Genomic DNA, 17788 nt, shown 5'->3' on the forward strand with positions numbered 1-17788 from the left:
AAGGAGATAACAATGAGTTTATTCAAAGAGTTTCGTGATTTTGCAATGCGTGGGAACGTGGTTGATCTGGCAGTCGGTGTCATCATTGGTGCCGCTTTTGGTAAGATTGTTTCTTCACTGGTCGCCAATATCATCATGCCTCCACTCGGCTTGCTGATTGGTGGCGTCGATTTCAAACAGTTCAAATGGATATTAAAGCCGGCAGAAGGTGATATTCCTGCTGTAGTAATGGAGTACGGTAACTTTATTCAGACCGTGTTCGATTTCGTTATTGTTGCCTTCGCAATTTTCCTGGCAATTAAAGTAATGAACAAGCTGTATCAGAAAAAAGAAGTTGAGAAAGCGGCACCTAAGCCAACAAATGAAGAGTTACTGCTTACTGAAATCCGTGACCTGTTAAAACAACAAAATCACGATAAATTATGATGAAAAAGCCGCCCAAATTAGGCGGCTTTTTTGTCTCTAAAGAAGAAGACCAGTGATAAACTTTTCTGCTTATCACTGGCCTCCCAGTTACTTCCTTTTGCGTGTTTGTTTTTACGTTGATAGCTGCCTTTTCCTTTCTGATTCTTCTCAACGCGCTGCCTAAACAGTGGATCATGTAATAATGCTTCAAGTGCATTGTCGTTGATTTTACCTTTTTGGTGCTGATAGCGAGTCATCTCTTCCTCCGGTTATTAACGGCGCAACTATATTCCTTCCAGCGCAAAATTCAATCCTTGCTACAACAAATTTCAGGCTGCGGCTCTTCACCTCTTTCCAGAGCTTCAAGTATTGAACAGCAGGCGCTGCTATGTGCGTCGCCGCAGCAGGTATCAGCCAAACGATGCAATGAACGCTGGATCGTCTGCAGTTCAGCGATCATGCCATTCACTTCATCCAAACGCTTCGCCACAATGGCTTTGGATTCCTGGCAAGTGTGATGTTCAGGATCGATGCGGATCGACAATAAACCACGAATTGATTCTAAGCTGAAGCCGAGTTGGCGGCCATAGCGAATGAAACGCAGTCGCTGTAAATCATCTTCATTATAAAGGCGAAAGCCGCCCTCAGTACGTACCTCGTGATTCATCATCTGCTGTTTTTCATAAAAGCGAATGGTGTCTGGCGTGACATCCGCCATTTTTGCCAGCTGGCCAATTCGGTACATGCTATTTCTCCCGCTGAAAATGATGATGGATGACGTCGCCATAATCGCCTCGCAAGAAGTCGGTACTGATTCCGGCTTGCTGGAGTTTTATTTCTAGCAGCGCTAAGCGTTTCGATAATTCAAGTGCCTTGCCATCGTCAGGATCCAATTCACGAAGCAGATCATTTAACGCCAATGCTTCACGACGCATTTCAAGTTCCGGCGGTAAGTGTCCAGAGTTTTTCAATAGACGATATGCAGTGCGCAGTTCAACCGGCACTCCGCTGTCATCATCTAACTGTAAAGGCGCCCCTTCACCGGGCAGATTACTCAATTCACCTTTTTCCTGAGCTTCTCGGATATGCTGCTCAACAAGTTGATCAATTAGCCACATAAGAACGTTCCTGACGGGTATATCTGCCATCAGCATAGCGAAAGGGGAGTAAATGGGAAGGAATTACGGGCAATAAAAAACCCGCCGAAGCGGGTTTTCTACGATACTGCAAATTACTCTGCAGTAGCTTCTGCTTGAGCTTCTGGACGATCAACCAGCTCGATGTAAGCCATCGGAGCGTTGTCACCAGCACGGAAGCCACACTTTAAAATGCGAGTGTAACCACCGGCACGGCTCGCGAAACGCGGGCCCAGCTCGTTAAACAGTTTTGCCACGATCTCGTTATCACGAGTGCGGGCGAATGCCAGACGACGATTAGCTACGCTGTCGGTCTTGGCAAGAGTAATCAGCGGCTCAACTACGCGGCGCAGCTCTTTGGCTTTCGGCAGAGTCGTCTTAATGATCTCATGACGAACCAGAGAACCAGCCATGTTGCGGAACATAGCCTGACGATGGCTGCTGTTGCGGTTCAGTTGACGACCACTCTTACGATGGCGCATGACCTTATCCTTCTCAGTGAAACCTTAACCTGTGATCGGGTTATTCATCAGCAATGCTTGCTGGTGGCCAGTTTTCCAGGCGCATGCCCAGAGACAAACCACGTGAAGCAAGCACATCTTTAATCTCAGTAAGAGATTTTTTACCCAGGTTAGGCGTTTTAAGCAGCTCAACCTCGGTACGCTGTACCAGATCACCGATGTAGTGGATAGCTTCTGCCTTAAGGCAGTTAGCAGAGCGGACAGTCAATTCCAGATCGTCAACAGGGCGCAGCAGGATCGGATCGAATTCTGGTTTCTCTTCTTTCACTTCCGGCTGACGTACATCACGTAAGTCAACGAAAGCTTCCAGTTGTTCTGCCAGGATGGTTGCCGCACGACGAATCGCCTCTTCAGGATCGATTGTGCCGTTGGTTTCCATTTCGATGACCAGCTTGTCCAGGTCGGTACGCTGTTCTACACGCGCTGCTTCAACATTGTAGGCGATACGGTCTACAGGGCTGTAGCAAGCGTCAACCAACAGACGGCCGATTGGGCGCTCATCTTCTTCCGAATGAATTCGGGCAGAAGCCGGCACATAACCACGACCACGCTGAACTTTGATACGCATGCTAATAGATGCGTTTTCATCGGTCAGGTGGCAGATCACATGCTGCGGCTTGACGATTTCAACATCACCGTCGTGGGTGATGTCGGCTGCAGTCACAGGGCCAATGCCAGATTTATTCAGAGTAAGGATGACTTCATCTTTACCTTGAACTCTTACCGCCAACCCTTTCAGGTTAAGCAGGATTTCCAGGATATCTTCCTGTACGCCCTCTTTGGTGGAGTACTCATGAAGCACACCATCAATCTCAACCTCGGTCACCGCGCAACCCGGCATGGAAGAAAGCAGAATACGGCGCAGTGCGTTACCAAGAGTATGGCCAAAGCCACGCTCTAACGGCTCAAGGGTCACCTTGGCGTGCGTCGAACTCACTTGCTCGATATCTACCAGGCGCGGTTTTAGAAACTCTGTCACAGAACCCTGCATTGTGTCCTCTCTTTGGTACTAAGCTTTACTTAGAGTAAAGCTCGACGATCAGGTGTTCGTTAATGTCCGCAGACAGATCAGTACGTTCAGGAATACGCTTGAACACACCTTCCATCTTAGTAGCATCAACTTCCAGCCAGGTTGGCTTTTCACGCTGCTCAGCCAGCTCCAGAGCGGCCTTCACGCGAGATTGCTGTTTGGCTTTCTCACGGATGCTTACGACATCATTCGGAGATACCTGATAAGAAGCGATGTTAACAACGCGACCGTTCACCAGGATAGATTTATGGCTAACCAGCTGACGTGCTTCTGCACGAGTGGCGCCAAAGCCCATACGGTAAACAACGTTATCCAGACGACCTTCCAGCAGGGCCAGCAGGTTTTCACCTGTGTTGCCTTTCAGACGTGCTGCTTCTTTATAGTAGTTACGGAACTGACGCTCCAGCACGCCGTACATACGACGAACTTTCTGCTTTTCACGCAACTGGCCGCCGTAGTCAGACAGACGCGGTTTGCGCGCACCATGCTGACCAGGTGGTTGTTCAATTTTGCACTTGGTATCGATCGCGCGAACGCCAGACTTAAGGAATAAGTCGGTACCCTCACGACGGCTCAGCTTGAGCTTAGGACCCAAATATCTTGCCATTTTCTTTCTCCAACTAACCTAAAAACGGGCGATTAAACGCGACGTTTTTTCGGCGGACGACAACCGTTGTGAGGGATTGGAGTCACATCAGTAATATTAGTGATGCGGAAACCAGCAGCGTTCAGAGCACGAATTGTTGATTCGCGACCCGGACCCGGACCCTTAACCATAACTTCCAGATTCTTAATACCGTAATCTTTCACTGCTTCTGCACAGCGCTCTGCAGCTACCTGAGCAGCAAACGGAGTAGATTTACGTGAACCGCGGAAACCGGAACCACCGGCGGTTGCCCAACCCAGTGCGTTACCCTGACGATCAGTAATGGTAACGATGGTGTTGTTAAAAGATGCATGGACATGAGCCACGCCATCTGAGACTTGTTTTCTTACACGCTTACGTGCACGAACTGGTGCCTTTGCCATTATTTACTCACCCCGATTATTTCTTGATCGGTTTACGCGGACCCTTACGGGTACGTGCATTGGTCTTAGTACGCTGACCGCGAACTGGCAGACCACGACGATGGCGTAAACCACGATAGCAACCAAGGTCCATCAGACGCTTGATGCTCAGGGTGATTTCACGGCGCAGATCACCTTCAACAACGAATTTACCAACTGCTTCACGCAGCTGTTCAATTTGTTCTTCAGACAGCTCTCTGATCTTAACATTTTCAGCAATACCCGTTGAAGCGCAGATGGCTTTAGAACGAGTTTTACCGATACCGAAAATCGAAGTTAATGCGATAACGGTATGTTTTTGATCAGGAATGTTAATGCCTGCTATACGGGCCACTATGCACTCCTATAATTAAACAAATGCGTCCCATGCTGAAAAGCCCGTTTTCAGGATACTCAAATGGTAACGCATCGACATACAAAAGATTGGCTGGCTAATCTAGCCAGCTCAACCCGACTTTGCAAGAAAAATATGTGACAATATCAGCCTTGGCGCTGTTTATGCTTTGGCTCGGCGCTGCAGATCACACGTACGACACCGTCGCGGCGAATGATTTTGCAGTTACGACATAATTTCTTGACGGAAGCACGAACTTTCATTTTTACTCTCCGTAACTTCTCAAGCACCCGAATTAACGGCCGTAGCCTTTCAGGTTAGCTTTCTTCAATGCAGACTCGTACTGACTTGACATCATCAGAGTTTGCACTTGAGCCATAAAGTCCATGATGACGACCACTACAATGAGCAGCGATGTGCCGCCAAAGTAGAATGGAACTTTCATAGCATCACGCATGAACTCCGGGATCAGGCAGATAAAGGTAATATACAGTGCGCCGATTAAGGTCAGACGTGTCATTACTTTATCGATGTACTTCGCCGTTTGCTCTCCCGGACGAATTCCCGGTACGAATGCACCAGACTTCTTCAGGTTATCTGCTGTTTCACGTGGGTTGAAGACCAACGCCGTGTAGAAGAAACAGAAGAAGATGATTGCAGTCGCATAGAGTAGCACATAAAGCGGCTGTCCTGGTTGCAAATACAGCGAAATTGTTGTCAGCCAGTTCCAACCGGTACCGCCCCCGAACCATGATGCTATGGTCGCCGGGAACAGAATAATGCTGGAAGCAAAAATAGCTGGGATTACGCCCGCCATGTTCACTTTCAACGGTAAATGTGTGCTCTGTGCAGCATATACACGACGACCTTGCTGACGTTTAGCGTAGTTGACCACAATGCGGCGCTGGCCACGCTCGACGAAAATAACAAAGAACGTCACTGCAAATACTAGAACTGCAACCAACAGCAACAGAAGGAAGTGCAGGTCACCTTGCCGCGCTTGCTCGATGGTATGGCCAATGGCCGGCGGGAGGCCCGCAACAATACCTGCGAAGATAATGATCGAGATACCGTTACCGATACCTCGCTCAGTAATCTGTTCGCCCAGCCACATCAGGAACATTGTCCCGGTAACCAGACTTACAACAGCGGTAAAGTAGAATGCAAAGCCTGGATTCATTACCAGTCCCTGCATTCCAGGCATATTCGGTAAACCGGTAGCAATACCGATCGACTGGAATACAGCCAGAACCAGTGTGCCGTAGCGAGTGTACTGGCTAATCTTACGACGACCAGCTTCACCCTCTTTCTTAATCTCAGCTAACGCTGGATGAACCACCGTCAGCAGCTGGATAATAATAGAAGCCGAAATATACGGCATAATACCCAGTGCGAAGATTGAGGCACGACTGAGAGCACCACCAGAGAACATGTTAAACATTTCAATGATGGTGCCACGCTGTTGCTCAAGCAGTTTGGCAAGTACAGTGGCATCGATACCGGGGATTGGAATAAAAGAGCCAATTCGGAAGACAATGAGTGCACCGATTACAAACAACAGTCTGCGCTTCAGTTCACCAAAGCCACCTTTGGCACTTTGAAAATCTAATCCCGGTTGCTTTGCCATCTGCTACTTATTCCTCGATTTTACCGCCAGCAGCTTCGATTGCAGCACGAGCACCTTTGGTGACACGCAGACCGCGAACCGTTACCGGTGCAGAAACTTCACCAGAAAGAATCACTTTCGCGAATTCAATCTGAACACCGATAATATTGGCCGCTTTCAGCGTATTCAGGTCAACAATACCGCCTTCAACTTTCGCCAGATCAGACAAACGAACTTCTGTCGTGATCATTGCTTTGCGAGAGGTGAAACCGAATTTCGGCAGACGACGGTACAGAGGCATCTGACCACCCTCGAAACCGCGACGTACGCCACCGCCAGAACGAGAGTTCTGACCTTTGTGACCACGACCACCAGTTTTACCGAGGCCAGAACCGATACCACGACCCAGACGCTTAGAAGCGTGTTTAGACCCTTCGGCCGGAGACAGAGTGTTTAAACGCATCTCTTACTCCTCCACTTTCAGCATGTAGGAAATCGCGTTAATCATACCGCGTACAGCAGGCGTATCTTCACGCTCAACGGTGTGATTGATGCGACGCAGACCCAAGCCAACCAGAGTCGCTTTGTGCTTAGGCAGGCGGCCGATTGAACTGCGGGTTTGTGTAATTTTAATTGTCTTAGCCATCGTGATTACCCCAGAATTTCTTCAACGGATTTACCACGCTTGGCAGCGACCATTTCCGGAGAATTCATATTGCCCAGGCCATCGATAGTTGCACGAACCACGTTAATCGGGTTGGTAGAACCATACGCTTTAGCCAGAACGTTATGTACTCCAGCAACTTCTAAAACAGCGCGCATTGCACCGCCGGCGATGATACCGGTACCTTCAGAAGCTGGCTGCATGAACACACGAGAACCTGTGTGAGCACCTTTAACAGGGTGCTGCAGGGTGCCGTGAGTCAGCGCGACGTTAATCATATTGCGACGGGCTTTCTCCATCGCTTTCTGGATCGCTGCTGGAACTTCACGCGCTTTACCGTAACCAAAACCAACGCGGCCGTTACCATCACCCACTACAGTCAGTGCGGTGAAGGAGAAAATACGACCACCTTTTACAGTTTTAGATACACGGTTTACCGCGATCAGTTTTTCCTGCAGTTCGCCAGCTTGTTTCTCGATGTTTGACATCTTAGACCTCTACCTTAGAACTGAAGGCCAGCTTCACGGGCAGCATCTGCCAGTGCCTGGACACGACCATGATATTGGAACCCGGAACGGTCGAAAGAGACATTAGTAATGCCTTTCTCAACAGCGCGCTCAGCCAGAGCTTTACCTACAGCTGCAGCGGCGTCTTTGTTACCGGTATACTTCAGTTGTTCGGCAATAGCTTTTTCTACAGTAGAAGCAGCAACCAGAACTTCGGAACCGTTCGGGGCGATCACCTGTGCGTAAATATGACGCGGGGTACGATGTACCACCAGGCGAGTAGCACCCAGCTCTTTGAGCTTGCGACGTGCACGGGTCGCACGACGGATACGAGCAGATTTCTTATCCATAGTGTTACCTTACTTCTTCTTAGCCTCTTTGGTACGCACGACTTCGTCGGCGTAACGAACACCCTTGCCTTTATAAGGCTCAGGACGACGGTAGGCGCGCAGATCAGCTGCAACCTGACCAATCAGCTGTTTATCAGCGCCTTTCAGCACGATCTCAGTCTGAGTTGGACATTCAGCAGTGATGCCGGCCGGCAGTGCATGGTCAACAGGGTGAGAGAAGCCCAGGGCCAAGCTCACAGAGTTGCCTTTAACAGCTGCACGATAACCAACACCAACCAGTTGCAGCTTCTTGGTGAAGCCTTCGGTAACACCGATAACCATGCCGTTCAGCAGCGCACGAGCAGTACCTGCTTGTGCCCAACCATCCGCATAACCTTCGCGTGGAGCGAAAGTCAGGGCGTTGTCTGCATGCTTAACTTCTACAGCACTGTTGATAGTACGAGTCAGCTCGCCGTTTTTGCCTTTGATCGAAACTTCCTGACCGCTGAGTTTTACCTCTACGCCCGCAGGAACAACGACAGGTGCTTTTGCAACACGAGACATTTTATTCCTCCGATTACGCTACGTAGCAGATAATTTCGCCACCAAGACCAGCTTGGCGCGCTGCACGATCAGTCATGACACCTTTAGAGGTAGAGATTACAGCGATGCCCAGACCAGCCATTACTTTTGGCAGCTCATCTTTTTTCTTATAGATGCGCAGACCTGGACGACTAACACGCTGAATGCTCTCTACCACAGCCTTGCCCTGGAAATACTTTAAAGTAACTTCCAGCTCAGACTTGATATCGCCTTCGATTTTAAAATCTTCAATATAGCCTTCTTCCTTCAGCACGTTGGCAATTGCCACTTTCAGCTTGGAGGAAGGCATAGAGACCGCAACTTTGTTCGCGGCCTGACCGTTACGGATACGGGTCAGCATATCCGCGATCGGATCTTGCATGCTCATCTGTGTTACTCCCGTGATTCAAATGGTGACAATTACCAGCTAGCCTTTTTAAGACCCGGGATTTCACCGCGCATTGCGGCTTCACGGACCTTGATACGGCTCAACCCAAACTTCCGCAAGAAACCGTGCGGACGACCTGTCTGACGGCAGCGGTTACGCTGACGGGAAGGGCTGGAATCACGCGGCAGACTCTGCAGCTTGAGAACGGCATCCCAACGATCTTCGTCGGATGCGTTCACATCAGAAATGATCGCTTTCAGTTCTACGCGCTTGGCGAAGAACTTGTCTGCTAATTTCACACGCTTAACTTCGCGTGCTTTCATCGATTGCTTAGCCATTAAGTAACCCTACCTTACTTGCGGAATGGGAATTCAAAGGCAGCCAGCAGAGCACGGCCTTCATCATCAGATTTCGCAGTAGTGGTAATGGTAATATCCAAACCACGAACGCGATCGACTTTGTCATAATCGATTTCTGGGAAGATGATCTGCTCACGAACGCCCATGCTGTAGTTACCACGACCGTCGAACGACTTCGCAGATAAACCGCGGAAGTCACGAATACGTGGTACAGCAATAGTGATCAGACGCTCAAAGAACTCCCACATACGCTCACCGCGCAGAGTTACTTTACAGCCGATCGGATAGCCCTGACGGATTTTGAAGCCTGCAACTGATTTGCGTGCTTTGGTGATCAGCGGTTTTTGACCGGAGATTGCTGCCAGGTCAGCTGCTGCGTTATCCAGCAGTTTCTTGTCAGCGATCGCTTCACCAACACCCATATTCAGGGTGATCTTCTCGACCCGAGGGACTTGCATGACAGAATTGTAGCCGAACTCTGTCATGAGTTTCTGGACTACTTCGTCTTTGTAGTAATCATGCAGTTTCGCCATCGTACTACTCCAAATTACTTGATAGTTTCGCTATTAGACTTGAAGAAACGGACTTTTTTGCCGTCTTCGAATCTAAAGCCTACACGGTCAGCCTTGCCGGTTGCCGCATTGAAGAGTGCAACGTTGGAAGCTTGAATAGCAGCTTCTTTCTCAACGATGCCACCTGGTTGGTTCAGGGCCGGAACCGGCTTCTGATGTTTCTTAACCAGGTTGATACCTTCAACGATGACTTTACCAGAAGTCAGGACGTTCTTTACTTTACCGCGTTTACCTTTGTCTTTGCCGGTAAGCACGATAACTTCGTCGTTACGACGGATTTTCGCTGCCATTGCTCGCTCCTTAGAGTACTTCTGGTGCCAGAGAGATAATTTTCATGAACTTTTCAGTACGAAGTTCACGAGTTACCGGCCCAAAAATACGCGTACCGATAGGTTGCTCGCTGTTATTGTTTAAAATAACGCATGCATTACCATCGAAGCGAATGACAGAACCGTCCGGGCGACGAACACCCTTCCTGGTGCGCACCACTACCGCTTTCAGGACATCACCTTTTTTCACCTTGCCACGAGGAATTGCTTCCTTGATGGTCACTTTGATGATATCGCCGACGCCTGCGTAGCGACGGTGCGAGCCACCCAGAACCTTGATACACATTACGCGACGTGCACCGGAGTTGTCGGCGACGTTCAGCATAGTCTGTTCTTGGATCATTTTAGTGCTCCGCTAATGTCAACTACTACTTCGGGACCCAAACCTCAGGTCGTTAAAAAGCCCCATAATTGAGGGCGCGGCATTATAACACCGGTTCTCGCACATGGGTAGAAAAAATGAACGGCTCACACGAGCCGTTCATTTTATTTTTTAGAGGAAGCGGATTCTATTACAGAACCGCTTTCTCTACAACGCGAACCAACGCCCAAGACTTAGTCTTAGACAGTGGACGGGTTTCGCGGATTTCTACCACGTCACCAATACCACATTCGTTGTTCTCGTCATGGATGTGCAGCTTAGTCGTACGCTTGATGAATTTACCGTAGATCGGGTGTTTCACGACACGTTCGATAGCAACAACTGCAGATTTCTGCATTTTGTCACTAATAACACGACCCTGCAGAGTACGGATTTTATCGGTCATTACGCCGCCTTCTCAGTCAGTAAAGTCTTAACACGTGCAACATTACGACGAACTTCTTTCAGCAGATGGGTTTGCTGAAGTTGGCCGGATGCTGCTTGCATGCGCAGGTTAAACTGCTCACGCAGCAGGTTAAGAAGCTCAGTGTTCAGCTCTTCAACGCTTTTTTCACGCAGCTCATTTGCTTTCATTACATCACCGTCTTAGTAACAAAGGTGGTTTTGATAGGCAGTTTTGCTGCTGCCAGCTTGAAGGCTTCACGGGCCAGCTCTTCCGGAACGCCGTCCATTTCATACAGGACTTTACCCGGTTGAATGAGGGCAACCCAATACTCCACGTTACCCTTACCTTTACCCATACGCACTTCCAGCGGCTTCTCGGTAATTGGTTTGTCCGGGAATACACGGATCCAAATTTTACCTTGACGCTTAACTGCACGGGTCATAGCACGACGTGCTGCTTCGATCTGACGAGCAGTCAGACGACCACGGCCAACAGCTTTCAGACCGAAAGTACCGAAGCTGACATCCGTACCTTGCGCCAGACCACGGTTGCGGCCTTTGTGCACTTTACGGAATTTCGTACGCTTTGGTTGTAACATCAGCGACTCTCCTTACTTACGGCCTTTACGCTGCTGCTTTTTAGGTTGAGCAGCCGGTTCCGGTTGTTCAACAGCAGCCATACCACCCAGGATCTCGCCTTTGAAGATCCATACCTTAACGCCGATTACACCATAAGTGGTGTGCGCTTCAGAGGTGTTGTAGTCAATGTCTGCACGCAGTGTGTGCAACGGTACGCGACCTTCACGGTACCATTCGGTACGTGCGATCTCGGCACCGCCCAAACGGCCGCTGACTTCAACTTTAATACCCTTCGCGCCCAGACGCATTGCGTTCTGTACAGCACGCTTCATAGCACGACGGAACATCACACGACGCTCCAGCTGTGAAGTGATGCTATCAGCAACCAATTTAGCGTCCAGTTCCGGCTTACGGACTTCGGCGATGTTGATCTGTGCAGGAACGCCAGCGATTTTCGCGACGACCGTACGCAGTTTTTCTACGTCTTCACCTTTCTTACCGATAACGATACCCGGGCGAGCAGTGTGAATAGTCACACGGATGCTCTTAGCCGGACGCTCGATAACGATACGAGATACAGACGCTTTAGACAGTTCCTTAGTAAGGAACTGACGGACTTTAAAATCGCTGTCCAGGTTGTCAGCGAATTCTTTGGTGTTCGCAAACCAGGTAGAGTTCCATGGTTTTACAATACCCAGGCGAATACCATTAGGATGTACTTTCTGACCCATTGCTAGTCTCCAGAGTCTCAGCGATCGGACACAACCACAGTAATGTGGCTGGTGCGCTTCAGGATGCGATCTGCACGACCTTTCGCACGCGGCATAATGCGCTTCATGCTTGGGCCTTCGTCTACGAAGATTTTCGCGACTTTCAGATCGTCGATATCAGCGCCATCGTTGTGTTCGGCGTTCGCAATGGCAGATTCCAGGACTTTCTTAACCAACACAGCAGCTTTCTTGTTGGTGTAGGTCAGAATATCCAGAGCCTGCGACACTTTCTTACCGCGAATCAGGTCTGCCACCAGGCGAACCTTCTGAGCAGAAGAACGAGCATGGCGATGTTGAGCAATAGTTTCCATCTCTTCCTCCTACTTATTTCTTCTTGGCTTTCTTATCTGCAGCATGGCCGCGATAAGTACGTGTCGGTGCAAATTCACCCAGTTTGTGGCCGACCATTTCGTCGGAAACAAAGACAGGAACGTGCTGACGACCATTATGGACAGCGATGGTCAAACCGATCATGTTAGGGAAGATCGTTGAACGACGGGACCAAGTGCGCAGGGGCTTCTTGTCACCGCTTTCCACCGCTTTCTCTACCTTCTTCAGCAAGTGCAGGTCAATAAAAGGACCTTTCTTGAGAGAACGTGGCATGGCTTATCCTCTAAAATTATTTGCTACGGCGACGTACGATAAATTTATCAGTACGCTTGTTGCTACGGGTCTTCTTACCTTTGGTCTGAACGCCCCACGGAGTTACCGGGTGCTTACCAAAGTTACGACCTTCACCACCACCGTGCGGGTGATCGACTGGGTTCATCGCAGTACCGCGAACGGTAGGACGAACACCACGCCAACGGGTTGCACCAGCTTTACCCAGTACGCGCAGCATGTGCTCAGAGTTGCCGACTTCGCCGAGAGTTGCACGACATTCGGATTCAACTTTGCGCATTTCGCCTGAACGCAGACGCAGGGTAACGTAGGAACCTTCACGCGCAACGATCTGCACGTAAGTACCAGCTGAGCGAGCAATCTGACCGCCTTTGCCTGGTTTCATTTCTACGTTATGAACGGTAGAACCCACCGGGATGTTACGCATCGGCAGGGTGTTACCTGCTTTAATCGCAGCATCAACGCCAGATTGAATCTGATCGCCGGCTTTCAGGCCTTTAGGGGCCAGGATGTAACGGCGCTCGCCATCTTTGTACAGAACCAGTGCGATGTTCGCAGAACGGTTCGGATCGTACTCAAGACGCTCAACAACTGCTGGGATACCATCTTTGTTGCGTTTGAAGTCAACAATACGGTAAGCCTGCTTGTGACCACCACCGATATGACGGGTAGTGATACGACCATTGTTGTTACGACCACCGGATTTGCTGTTTTTTTCTACCAGCGGAGCAAATGGTTTGCCCTTGTGCAGCTCTGGGTTCACCACTTTAACTACGTGGCGACGACCCGGAGATGTCGGTTTACATTTAACAACTGCCATTGTCTTTCTCCTCCGACTTACTCAGCGCCGCCGACGAAGTCCAGATTCTGGCCTTCCTTCAGGGTGACGTAAGCTTTTTTCCAGTCGCTACGACGACCGATACGCTGTCCGTGACGCTTAACTTTCCCTTTAACTACCAGGGTGTTTACGTCTTTAACTTCCACTTCGAACAGCTTCTCAACAGCAGCAACGATCTCTGCTTTGGTCGCGTCTTTAGCAACTTTGAGAACGATGGTATTGGTTTTTTCCATCGCAGTAGATGCTTTTTCTGATACGTGCGGTGCACGCACTACTTTCAGCAGACGTTCTTCACGGATCATGCCAGCATCTCCTCAACTTGCTTAACTGCTTCCGCAGTCATAACGACTTTGTCGAAGGCGATCAGGCTAACTGGGTCGATGCCCGCTGCATCACGCACGTCAACCTTGTACAGGTTACGCGCAGCCAGGAACAGATTCTCATCCAGTTCACCGGTGATGATCAGCACATCTTGCAGCGCCATGTCTTTCAGTTTCTGTACCAGCAGCTTAGTTTTAGGCGCTTCTACAGAGAACGTCTCGACAACGATCAGACGGTCCTGACGTACCAGCTCGGACAGGATGCTTTTCAGCGCGCCGCGGTACATCTTTTTGTTAACTTTTTGACTGTGGTCCTGTGGACGTGCAGCGAAGGTCACGCCGCCTGAACGCCAGATCGGGCTCTTTACAGAACCTGAACGCGCACGGCCGGTACCTTTCTGGCGCCAAGGCTTTTTGCCTGAACCAGTAACTTCAGCACGAGTCTTCTGCGCACGAGTACCCTGACGAGCACCAGCGGCATAAGCAACAACAACCTGGTGAACCAGCGCTTCGTTGAAATCACGACCGAAGGTAGTTTCGGAAACAGTCAGCGCGCTCTGCGCGTCTTTCAGTACTAATTCCATTGCTATCCCCTTACGCCTTCACAGCTGGTTTAACAATCAGATCGCACCCAGTTGCACCCGGGACGCCACCTTTGACCAGCAGCAGGTTGCGCTCAGCGTCAACACGTACTACTTCCAGGCTCTGAACGGTTACGCGCTCATTACCCAGCTGACCAGCCATTTTCTTGCCTTTGAACACTTTGCCCGGAGTCTGGTTCTGACCGATAGAACCCGGAACGCGGTGTGACAAGGAGTTACCGTGTGTAGCGTCCTGGGTACGGAAGTTCCAGCGCTTAACGGTACCTGCGAAACCTTTACCTTTAGAGGTACCGGTAACGTCTACTTTTTTAACGTCAGCGAAAATCTCAACACTGATGCTCTGGCCAACAGAGAAATCTTCACCTTCGGTGCGGAATTCCCACAGACCACGGCCAGCATCAACGCCAGCTTTAGCAAAATGACCTGCTTCAGGCTTGCTCACACGGCTTGCTTTTTTAGCACCGGTGGTAACCTGGATAGCTTGGTAACCATCGTTGTCCAGGCCTTTGACCTGAGTAACGCGGTTTGCTTCAACTTCGATAACGGTTACTGGGATTGAAACGCCATCTTCAGTGAAGATGCGGGTCATACCCACTTTTTTACCGACTAAACCAATCATTGTATCAACCTCTCAATCGCTCGATGACCTGATTAACCCAGGCTGATCTGCACGTCAACACCGGCAGCCAGGTCCAGACGCATCAGAGCATCAACGGTTTTTTCAGTTGGCTCAACGATGTCTACCAGACGCTTGTGAGTGCGGATTTCGTACTGATCACGCGCGTCTTTGTTAACGTGCGGAGAGATCAGAACGGTAAAACGCTCTTTGCGGGTTGGCAGCGGGATCGGACCACGTACCTGCGCACCAGTGCGCTTGGCAGTCTCAACGATTTCCGCGGTTGATTGATCGATCAGGCGATGATCAAACGCTTTAAGACGGATACGGATTCTTTGGTTCGACATGAGACCAAGGCTCCAAACATTTTATAAAACGAAAAGAATTACTACCCACATCCATTACGATTGATGGAGGAGTGTAATCGTTCAGCATATAACTCCCCAATTGGGAGTATTGTTAGGCGATACATAGACAGCTATCCCCTGCGATTCTGCTCGAATCGCGCCGCACCAATATCGGCAGGCCCGCGCATTATACGTAAATCTGTTTAGGAAGCAACCCGTGTTGTGTTTTTAACCACATCTATCTCGCTTTAGACCCAAAAAAACCCGCGGCAATCGTTTTTGACTGGCGCGGGCTTGCATAACATTGCTGGTTGGGCATAAGACTAGTGTTCGTTCTGATCTTTTAATTGGGACTGAAGATAATTTTGCAGGCCGAGTTTGTTCACCAGATCGAGTTCAGTTTCCAGCCAGTCTATGTGGCCCTCTTCTTCCGTAAGAATTTCAATCATCATGTCTCTGCTGACGTAATCATGAACCTTGTCAGCATAGGCTATCGCTTCGCGTAAATCCTTTGCGCCTTCCAGTTCTAATGCCAGATCAGACTGCAACATTTCCGGCACATCTTCACCGATGCGTAATCGACCGAGATCTTGCAGGTTAGGAATCCCTTCAAGAAAAAGAATGCGTTCGATGTACTTATCAGCATGCTTCATTTCATCGATCGACTCATGATACTCAACGTCATTGAGCCGGGTCAGACCCCAATTTTTGAACATACGCGCATGAAGGAAGTACTGATTAATCGCAACCAGTTCATTCCCCAGCAATTTGTTGAGATGATTTATGATTTTACCGTCGCCCTTCATTTTGCTTCCTCCGCTTCCAACTAAATAGAGCGTAGATGCGGATGAAAGGAAGTCAAAAAAACGCGACAGTTATTGTGGGTATTTCGGAGTGCAGAATTAAGCTATCAGGCTATCTCTTTGTAGAGCGGCACGTTTTGCAGTTCATCTTCCATAATTTCCCGTGCAAAGCGCACGCACTTCCCACATTGCTTGCCAATGGGAACCAGTTGACGCAATTGTTGAATCGATTTGGGTTGATAGCGGCGAACCACTTCGCGTAGAGTTTTATCACTCACGGCATTACACAAGCAGACGTACATTCACTGCGGACTCCCGTACAATTTATGATCAAATTGTAAATGAGAATGGTTTTTATTTCAAACGCAGCTTTTATGTGGGATTAATCGAAACGGCAAAATTCAGACATAAAAAAAGAGCACCGAAGTGCTCTTTTTCATGCTGCGATGACTGCCGAAACAGCCATCGACATTAACGCAATTAAGCGATGATTTCAGCAACAACACCCGCACCAACAGTACGGCCGCCTTCACGGATTGCGAAACGCAGACCCTGATCCATAGCGATTGGCTTGATCAAAGTAACGGTCATTTTTACGTTGTCGCCTGGCATTACCATTTCAACGCCTTCTGGCAGTTGAACGTCACCGGTCACGTCAGTAGTACGGAAGTAGAACTGAGGACGGTAGCCTTTGAAGAACGGAGTATGACGGCCGCCTTCATCTTTAGACAGAACGTAAACTTCTGAAGTGAACTGGGTATGTGGCTTGATTGAACCCGGCTTAGCCAGAACCTGACCACGCTCGATGTCTTCACGCTTGATACCACGCAGCAGAACACCACAGTTCTCGCCTGCCTGACCCTGGTCCAGCAGTTTGCGGAACATTTCAACGCCAGTACAGGTTGATTTCACAGTATCTTTCAGGCCAACAACTTCAACTTCGTCGCCCACTTTAACGATACCGCGCTCAACACGACCGGTAACAACAGTACCACGGCCAGAGATTGAGAATACGTCTTCGATTGGCAGCAGGAACGGCTTGTCGATTGCACGTACTGGCTCTGGGATATAGGTATCCAGATGACCAGCCAGTTCAATGATCTTAGCTTCCCACTCAGCGTCGCCTTCCAGCGCTTTCAGAGCAGAACCACGTACGATTGGGGTGTCGTCGCCTGGGAAGTCATATGCTGACAGCAGGTCACGTACTTCCATCTCTACCAGTTCCAGCAGCTCTTCATCATCAACCATGTCGCACTTGTTCAGGAACACGATGATGTAAGGAACGCCAACCTGACGACCCAGCAGGATGTGCTCACGGGTCTGTGGCATTGGGCCATCAGTCGCAGCAACAACCAGGATCGCGCCGTCCATCTGTGCAGCACCGGTGATCATGTTTTTCACATAATCGGCGTGGCCTGGGCAGTCAACGTGCGCATAGTGGCGATTCGGGGTTTCATATTCAACGTGAGAAGTGTTGATGGTGATACCACGTGCTTTCTCTTCTGGCGCTTTATCGATCTCGTCGAATTTGCTTGCCTTACCGCCGTAGGTTTTAGCCAGAACGGTGGTGATTGCTGCAGTCAGAGTGGTTTTACCATGGTCAACGTGACCGATGGTGCCGACGTTTACGTGCAGTTTGTTACGCTGAAATTGCTCTTTCGCCATGGCGATAATTCCTTACGTTGTGCCTTCATGAG

Annotated in this window: 35 protein-coding genes; 1 reads left to right on the forward strand and 34 read right to left on the reverse strand. The window is 49.5% G+C overall.

The window, feature by feature from the left end:
• The first annotated feature begins 12 nt into the window (after positions 1-12).
• Positions 13-426, forward strand: coding sequence for a large-conductance mechanosensitive channel protein MscL (mscL, locus tag VIJ98_RS18030; protein ID WP_007891693.1), 414 nt, complete (start codon positions 13-15; stop codon positions 424-426).
• Between the two features lie 17 nt (positions 427-443).
• Here the strand turns inward: mscL and VIJ98_RS18035 are convergent, their stop codons facing one another.
• From VIJ98_RS18035 to tuf, 34 genes are all read right to left on the reverse strand, one after another.
• Positions 444-662: a ribosome alternative rescue factor ArfA gene (locus VIJ98_RS18035; protein ID WP_323275357.1), complete on the reverse strand. Its 219-nt coding sequence runs from the start codon at positions 660-662 to the stop codon at positions 444-446.
• A gap of 50 nt (positions 663-712) precedes the next feature.
• Complete coding sequence (gene zntR, locus VIJ98_RS18040) at positions 713-1150, reverse strand: Zn(2+)-responsive transcriptional regulator (RefSeq protein ID WP_154157681.1); 438 nt, start codon at positions 1148-1150, stop codon at positions 713-715.
• Between the two features lies 1 nt (position 1151).
• A complete protein-coding gene (locus VIJ98_RS18045; RefSeq protein WP_323275359.1) occupies positions 1152-1523 on the reverse strand; it encodes a DUF1992 domain-containing protein in 372 nt (123 codons plus the stop codon).
• Positions 1524-1636: 113 nt separating this feature from the next.
• Positions 1637-2023: a 50S ribosomal protein L17 gene (rplQ, locus tag VIJ98_RS18050; protein ID WP_008104728.1), complete on the reverse strand. Its 387-nt coding sequence runs from the start codon at positions 2021-2023 to the stop codon at positions 1637-1639.
• A 40-nt stretch (positions 2024-2063) separates the two neighbouring features.
• Positions 2064-3053 carry a DNA-directed RNA polymerase subunit alpha gene (locus VIJ98_RS18055; protein WP_007891688.1) on the reverse strand — a complete coding sequence of 330 codons (990 nt, stop codon included), beginning with the start codon at positions 3051-3053 and terminating at the stop codon, positions 2064-2066.
• A 25-nt stretch (positions 3054-3078) separates the two neighbouring features.
• Complete coding sequence (gene rpsD, locus VIJ98_RS18060; protein WP_007891687.1) at positions 3079-3699, reverse strand: 30S ribosomal protein S4; 621 nt, start codon at positions 3697-3699, stop codon at positions 3079-3081.
• Positions 3700-3731: 32 nt separating this feature from the next.
• Complete coding sequence (rpsK, locus tag VIJ98_RS18065) at positions 3732-4121, reverse strand: 30S ribosomal protein S11 (RefSeq protein WP_004160563.1); 390 nt, start codon at positions 4119-4121, stop codon at positions 3732-3734.
• A gap of 16 nt (positions 4122-4137) precedes the next feature.
• On the reverse strand, positions 4138-4494 hold the full coding sequence (gene rpsM / locus VIJ98_RS18070; protein WP_034830736.1) for a 30S ribosomal protein S13: 357 nt from the start codon (positions 4492-4494) through the stop codon (positions 4138-4140).
• A 146-nt stretch (positions 4495-4640) separates the two neighbouring features.
• Positions 4641-4757 carry a 50S ribosomal protein L36 gene (gene rpmJ / locus VIJ98_RS18075; RefSeq protein ID WP_004160566.1) on the reverse strand — a complete coding sequence of 39 codons (117 nt, stop codon included), beginning with the start codon at positions 4755-4757 and terminating at the stop codon, positions 4641-4643.
• Between the two features lie 32 nt (positions 4758-4789).
• Positions 4790-6121: a preprotein translocase subunit SecY gene (gene secY, locus VIJ98_RS18080; protein WP_007891686.1), complete on the reverse strand. Its 1332-nt coding sequence runs from the start codon at positions 6119-6121 to the stop codon at positions 4790-4792.
• Positions 6122-6128: 7 nt separating this feature from the next.
• Positions 6129-6563: a 50S ribosomal protein L15 gene (gene rplO, locus VIJ98_RS18085; RefSeq protein ID WP_007891684.1), complete on the reverse strand. Its 435-nt coding sequence runs from the start codon at positions 6561-6563 to the stop codon at positions 6129-6131.
• Between the two features lie 3 nt (positions 6564-6566).
• Positions 6567-6746 (reverse strand): 50S ribosomal protein L30, encoded by a 180-nt coding sequence (gene rpmD, locus VIJ98_RS18090; RefSeq protein WP_007891681.1) that lies wholly within the window; start codon positions 6744-6746, stop codon positions 6567-6569.
• A 5-nt stretch (positions 6747-6751) separates the two neighbouring features.
• Positions 6752-7252: a 30S ribosomal protein S5 gene (gene rpsE / locus VIJ98_RS18095; protein WP_007891679.1), complete on the reverse strand. Its 501-nt coding sequence runs from the start codon at positions 7250-7252 to the stop codon at positions 6752-6754.
• 14 nt (positions 7253-7266) lie between these two features.
• Positions 7267-7620, reverse strand: a complete 354-nt coding sequence (gene rplR / locus VIJ98_RS18100; RefSeq protein WP_008104733.1) for a 50S ribosomal protein L18 — start codon at positions 7618-7620, stop codon at positions 7267-7269.
• 9 nt (positions 7621-7629) lie between these two features.
• Entirely contained in the window at positions 7630-8163 is a 534-nt protein-coding gene (gene rplF / locus VIJ98_RS18105) for a 50S ribosomal protein L6 (protein WP_008104735.1), read from the reverse strand.
• A gap of 13 nt (positions 8164-8176) precedes the next feature.
• Positions 8177-8569, reverse strand: a complete 393-nt coding sequence (rpsH, locus tag VIJ98_RS18110) for a 30S ribosomal protein S8 (RefSeq protein ID WP_007891668.1) — start codon at positions 8567-8569, stop codon at positions 8177-8179.
• A 32-nt stretch (positions 8570-8601) separates the two neighbouring features.
• Positions 8602-8907, reverse strand: a complete 306-nt coding sequence (gene rpsN / locus VIJ98_RS18115; protein WP_007891666.1) for a 30S ribosomal protein S14 — start codon at positions 8905-8907, stop codon at positions 8602-8604.
• A 14-nt stretch (positions 8908-8921) separates the two neighbouring features.
• Positions 8922-9461 carry a 50S ribosomal protein L5 gene (gene rplE, locus VIJ98_RS18120; RefSeq protein ID WP_007891665.1) on the reverse strand — a complete coding sequence of 180 codons (540 nt, stop codon included), beginning with the start codon at positions 9459-9461 and terminating at the stop codon, positions 8922-8924.
• A 14-nt stretch (positions 9462-9475) separates the two neighbouring features.
• Positions 9476-9790 (reverse strand): 50S ribosomal protein L24, encoded by a 315-nt coding sequence (gene rplX / locus VIJ98_RS18125; protein WP_007891664.1) that lies wholly within the window; start codon positions 9788-9790, stop codon positions 9476-9478.
• Between the two features lie 10 nt (positions 9791-9800).
• Positions 9801-10172 (reverse strand): 50S ribosomal protein L14, encoded by a 372-nt coding sequence (gene rplN / locus VIJ98_RS18130; protein ID WP_006120590.1) that lies wholly within the window; start codon positions 10170-10172, stop codon positions 9801-9803.
• A 169-nt stretch (positions 10173-10341) separates the two neighbouring features.
• Positions 10342-10596 (reverse strand): 30S ribosomal protein S17, encoded by a 255-nt coding sequence (gene rpsQ, locus VIJ98_RS18135; protein ID WP_008104738.1) that lies wholly within the window; start codon positions 10594-10596, stop codon positions 10342-10344.
• Positions 10596-10784, reverse strand: coding sequence for a 50S ribosomal protein L29 (rpmC, locus tag VIJ98_RS18140; protein WP_007891662.1), 189 nt, complete (start codon positions 10782-10784; stop codon positions 10596-10598). Before rpmC ends, rpsQ begins: the two co-directional genes overlap by 1 nt.
• Positions 10784-11194: a 50S ribosomal protein L16 gene (gene rplP / locus VIJ98_RS18145; protein ID WP_002438716.1), complete on the reverse strand. Its 411-nt coding sequence runs from the start codon at positions 11192-11194 to the stop codon at positions 10784-10786. The genes rpmC and rplP overlap by 1 nt, the downstream gene beginning before the upstream one ends.
• A gap of 12 nt (positions 11195-11206) precedes the next feature.
• Positions 11207-11905 carry a 30S ribosomal protein S3 gene (gene rpsC, locus VIJ98_RS18150; protein WP_007891660.1) on the reverse strand — a complete coding sequence of 233 codons (699 nt, stop codon included), beginning with the start codon at positions 11903-11905 and terminating at the stop codon, positions 11207-11209.
• A 17-nt stretch (positions 11906-11922) separates the two neighbouring features.
• On the reverse strand, positions 11923-12255 hold the full coding sequence (rplV, locus tag VIJ98_RS18155; RefSeq protein ID WP_007891659.1) for a 50S ribosomal protein L22: 333 nt from the start codon (positions 12253-12255) through the stop codon (positions 11923-11925).
• Positions 12256-12268: 13 nt separating this feature from the next.
• Positions 12269-12547, reverse strand: a complete 279-nt coding sequence (gene rpsS / locus VIJ98_RS18160; RefSeq protein WP_001138115.1) for a 30S ribosomal protein S19 — start codon at positions 12545-12547, stop codon at positions 12269-12271.
• A 16-nt stretch (positions 12548-12563) separates the two neighbouring features.
• On the reverse strand, positions 12564-13385 hold the full coding sequence (gene rplB, locus VIJ98_RS18165) for a 50S ribosomal protein L2 (protein WP_007891654.1): 822 nt from the start codon (positions 13383-13385) through the stop codon (positions 12564-12566).
• Positions 13386-13402: 17 nt separating this feature from the next.
• Positions 13403-13705, reverse strand: a complete 303-nt coding sequence (gene rplW, locus VIJ98_RS18170; protein ID WP_007891652.1) for a 50S ribosomal protein L23 — start codon at positions 13703-13705, stop codon at positions 13403-13405.
• On the reverse strand, positions 13702-14307 hold the full coding sequence (gene rplD / locus VIJ98_RS18175; protein ID WP_007891650.1) for a 50S ribosomal protein L4: 606 nt from the start codon (positions 14305-14307) through the stop codon (positions 13702-13704). The genes rplW and rplD overlap by 4 nt, the downstream gene beginning before the upstream one ends.
• Before the next feature lie 10 nt (positions 14308-14317).
• Entirely contained in the window at positions 14318-14944 is a 627-nt protein-coding gene (gene rplC / locus VIJ98_RS18180; RefSeq protein ID WP_008104741.1) for a 50S ribosomal protein L3, read from the reverse strand.
• Positions 14945-14976: 32 nt separating this feature from the next.
• A complete protein-coding gene (gene rpsJ / locus VIJ98_RS18185) occupies positions 14977-15288 on the reverse strand; it encodes a 30S ribosomal protein S10 (protein ID WP_006120582.1) in 312 nt (103 codons plus the stop codon).
• A gap of 323 nt (positions 15289-15611) precedes the next feature.
• Entirely contained in the window at positions 15612-16094 is a 483-nt protein-coding gene (gene bfr / locus VIJ98_RS18190) for a bacterioferritin (RefSeq protein WP_008104744.1), read from the reverse strand.
• A 104-nt stretch (positions 16095-16198) separates the two neighbouring features.
• Positions 16199-16393 carry a bacterioferritin-associated ferredoxin gene (gene bfd, locus VIJ98_RS18195; RefSeq protein WP_008104746.1) on the reverse strand — a complete coding sequence of 65 codons (195 nt, stop codon included), beginning with the start codon at positions 16391-16393 and terminating at the stop codon, positions 16199-16201.
• A gap of 178 nt (positions 16394-16571) precedes the next feature.
• Positions 16572-17756: an elongation factor Tu gene (tuf, locus tag VIJ98_RS18200; protein WP_179453205.1), complete on the reverse strand. Its 1185-nt coding sequence runs from the start codon at positions 17754-17756 to the stop codon at positions 16572-16574.
• Positions 17757-17788: the final 32 nt, after the last annotated feature.

This window comes from Pantoea sp. S18 (assembly GCF_045689705.1).
GTDB classification, from domain to species: Bacteria; Pseudomonadota; Gammaproteobacteria; order Enterobacterales; family Enterobacteriaceae; genus Pantoea; species Pantoea symbiotica.

Coding starts and splice junctions, on each gene's coding strand:
- mscL (WP_007891693.1), top strand. CDS start 13: ATGAGTTTATTCAAAGAGTTTCGTGATTTTGCAATGCGTGGGAACGTG.
- VIJ98_RS18035 (WP_323275357.1), bottom strand. CDS start 662: ATGACTCGCTATCAGCACCAAAAAGGTAAAATCAACGACAATGCACTT.
- zntR (WP_154157681.1), bottom strand. CDS start 1,150: ATGTACCGAATTGGCCAGCTGGCAAAAATGGCGGATGTCACGCCAGAC.
- VIJ98_RS18045 (WP_323275359.1), bottom strand. CDS start 1,523: ATGTGGCTAATTGATCAACTTGTTGAGCAGCATATCCGAGAAGCTCAG.
- rplQ (WP_008104728.1), bottom strand. CDS start 2,023: ATGCGCCATCGTAAGAGTGGTCGTCAACTGAACCGCAACAGCAGCCAT.
- VIJ98_RS18055 (WP_007891688.1), bottom strand. CDS start 3,053: ATGCAGGGTTCTGTGACAGAGTTTCTAAAACCGCGCCTGGTAGATATC.
- rpsD (WP_007891687.1), bottom strand. CDS start 3,699: ATGGCAAGATATTTGGGTCCTAAGCTCAAGCTGAGCCGTCGTGAGGGT.
- rpsK (WP_004160563.1), bottom strand. CDS start 4,121: ATGGCAAAGGCACCAGTTCGTGCACGTAAGCGTGTAAGAAAACAAGTC.
- rpmJ (WP_004160566.1), bottom strand. CDS start 4,757: ATGAAAGTTCGTGCTTCCGTCAAGAAATTATGTCGTAACTGCAAAATC.
- secY (WP_007891686.1), bottom strand. CDS start 6,121: ATGGCAAAGCAACCGGGATTAGATTTTCAAAGTGCCAAAGGTGGCTTT.
- rplO (WP_007891684.1), bottom strand. CDS start 6,563: ATGCGTTTAAACACTCTGTCTCCGGCCGAAGGGTCTAAACACGCTTCT.
- rpmD (WP_007891681.1), bottom strand. CDS start 6,746: ATGGCTAAGACAATTAAAATTACACAAACCCGCAGTTCAATCGGCCGC.
- rpsE (WP_007891679.1), bottom strand. CDS start 7,252: ATGTCAAACATCGAGAAACAAGCTGGCGAACTGCAGGAAAAACTGATC.
- rplR (WP_008104733.1), bottom strand. CDS start 7,620: ATGGATAAGAAATCTGCTCGTATCCGTCGTGCGACCCGTGCACGTCGC.
- rplF (WP_008104735.1), bottom strand. CDS start 8,163: ATGTCTCGTGTTGCAAAAGCACCTGTCGTTGTTCCTGCGGGCGTAGAG.
- rpsH (WP_007891668.1), bottom strand. CDS start 8,569: ATGAGCATGCAAGATCCGATCGCGGATATGCTGACCCGTATCCGTAAC.
- rpsN (WP_007891666.1), bottom strand. CDS start 8,907: ATGGCTAAGCAATCGATGAAAGCACGCGAAGTTAAGCGTGTGAAATTA.
- rplE (WP_007891665.1), bottom strand. CDS start 9,461: ATGGCGAAACTGCATGATTACTACAAAGACGAAGTAGTCCAGAAACTC.
- rplX (WP_007891664.1), bottom strand. CDS start 9,790: ATGGCAGCGAAAATCCGTCGTAACGACGAAGTTATCGTGCTTACCGGC.
- rplN (WP_006120590.1), bottom strand. CDS start 10,172: ATGATCCAAGAACAGACTATGCTGAACGTCGCCGACAACTCCGGTGCA.
- rpsQ (WP_008104738.1), bottom strand. CDS start 10,596: ATGACCGATAAAATCCGTACTCTGCAGGGTCGTGTTATTAGTGACAAA.
- rpmC (WP_007891662.1), bottom strand. CDS start 10,784: ATGAAAGCAAATGAGCTGCGTGAAAAAAGCGTTGAAGAGCTGAACACT.
- rplP (WP_002438716.1), bottom strand. CDS start 11,194: ATGTTACAACCAAAGCGTACGAAATTCCGTAAAGTGCACAAAGGCCGC.
- rpsC (WP_007891660.1), bottom strand. CDS start 11,905: ATGGGTCAGAAAGTACATCCTAATGGTATTCGCCTGGGTATTGTAAAA.
- rplV (WP_007891659.1), bottom strand. CDS start 12,255: ATGGAAACTATTGCTCAACATCGCCATGCTCGTTCTTCTGCTCAGAAG.
- rpsS (WP_001138115.1), bottom strand. CDS start 12,547: ATGCCACGTTCTCTCAAGAAAGGTCCTTTTATTGACCTGCACTTGCTG.
- rplB (WP_007891654.1), bottom strand. CDS start 13,385: ATGGCAGTTGTTAAATGTAAACCGACATCTCCGGGTCGTCGCCACGTA.
- rplW (WP_007891652.1), bottom strand. CDS start 13,705: ATGATCCGTGAAGAACGTCTGCTGAAAGTAGTGCGTGCACCGCACGTA.
- rplD (WP_007891650.1), bottom strand. CDS start 14,307: ATGGAATTAGTACTGAAAGACGCGCAGAGCGCGCTGACTGTTTCCGAA.
- rplC (WP_008104741.1), bottom strand. CDS start 14,944: ATGATTGGTTTAGTCGGTAAAAAAGTGGGTATGACCCGCATCTTCACT.
- rpsJ (WP_006120582.1), bottom strand. CDS start 15,288: ATGTCGAACCAAAGAATCCGTATCCGTCTTAAAGCGTTTGATCATCGC.
- bfr (WP_008104744.1), bottom strand. CDS start 16,094: ATGAAGGGCGACGGTAAAATCATAAATCATCTCAACAAATTGCTGGGG.
- bfd (WP_008104746.1), bottom strand. CDS start 16,393: ATGTACGTCTGCTTGTGTAATGCCGTGAGTGATAAAACTCTACGCGAA.
- tuf (WP_179453205.1), bottom strand. CDS start 17,756: ATGGCGAAAGAGCAATTTCAGCGTAACAAACTGCACGTAAACGTCGGC.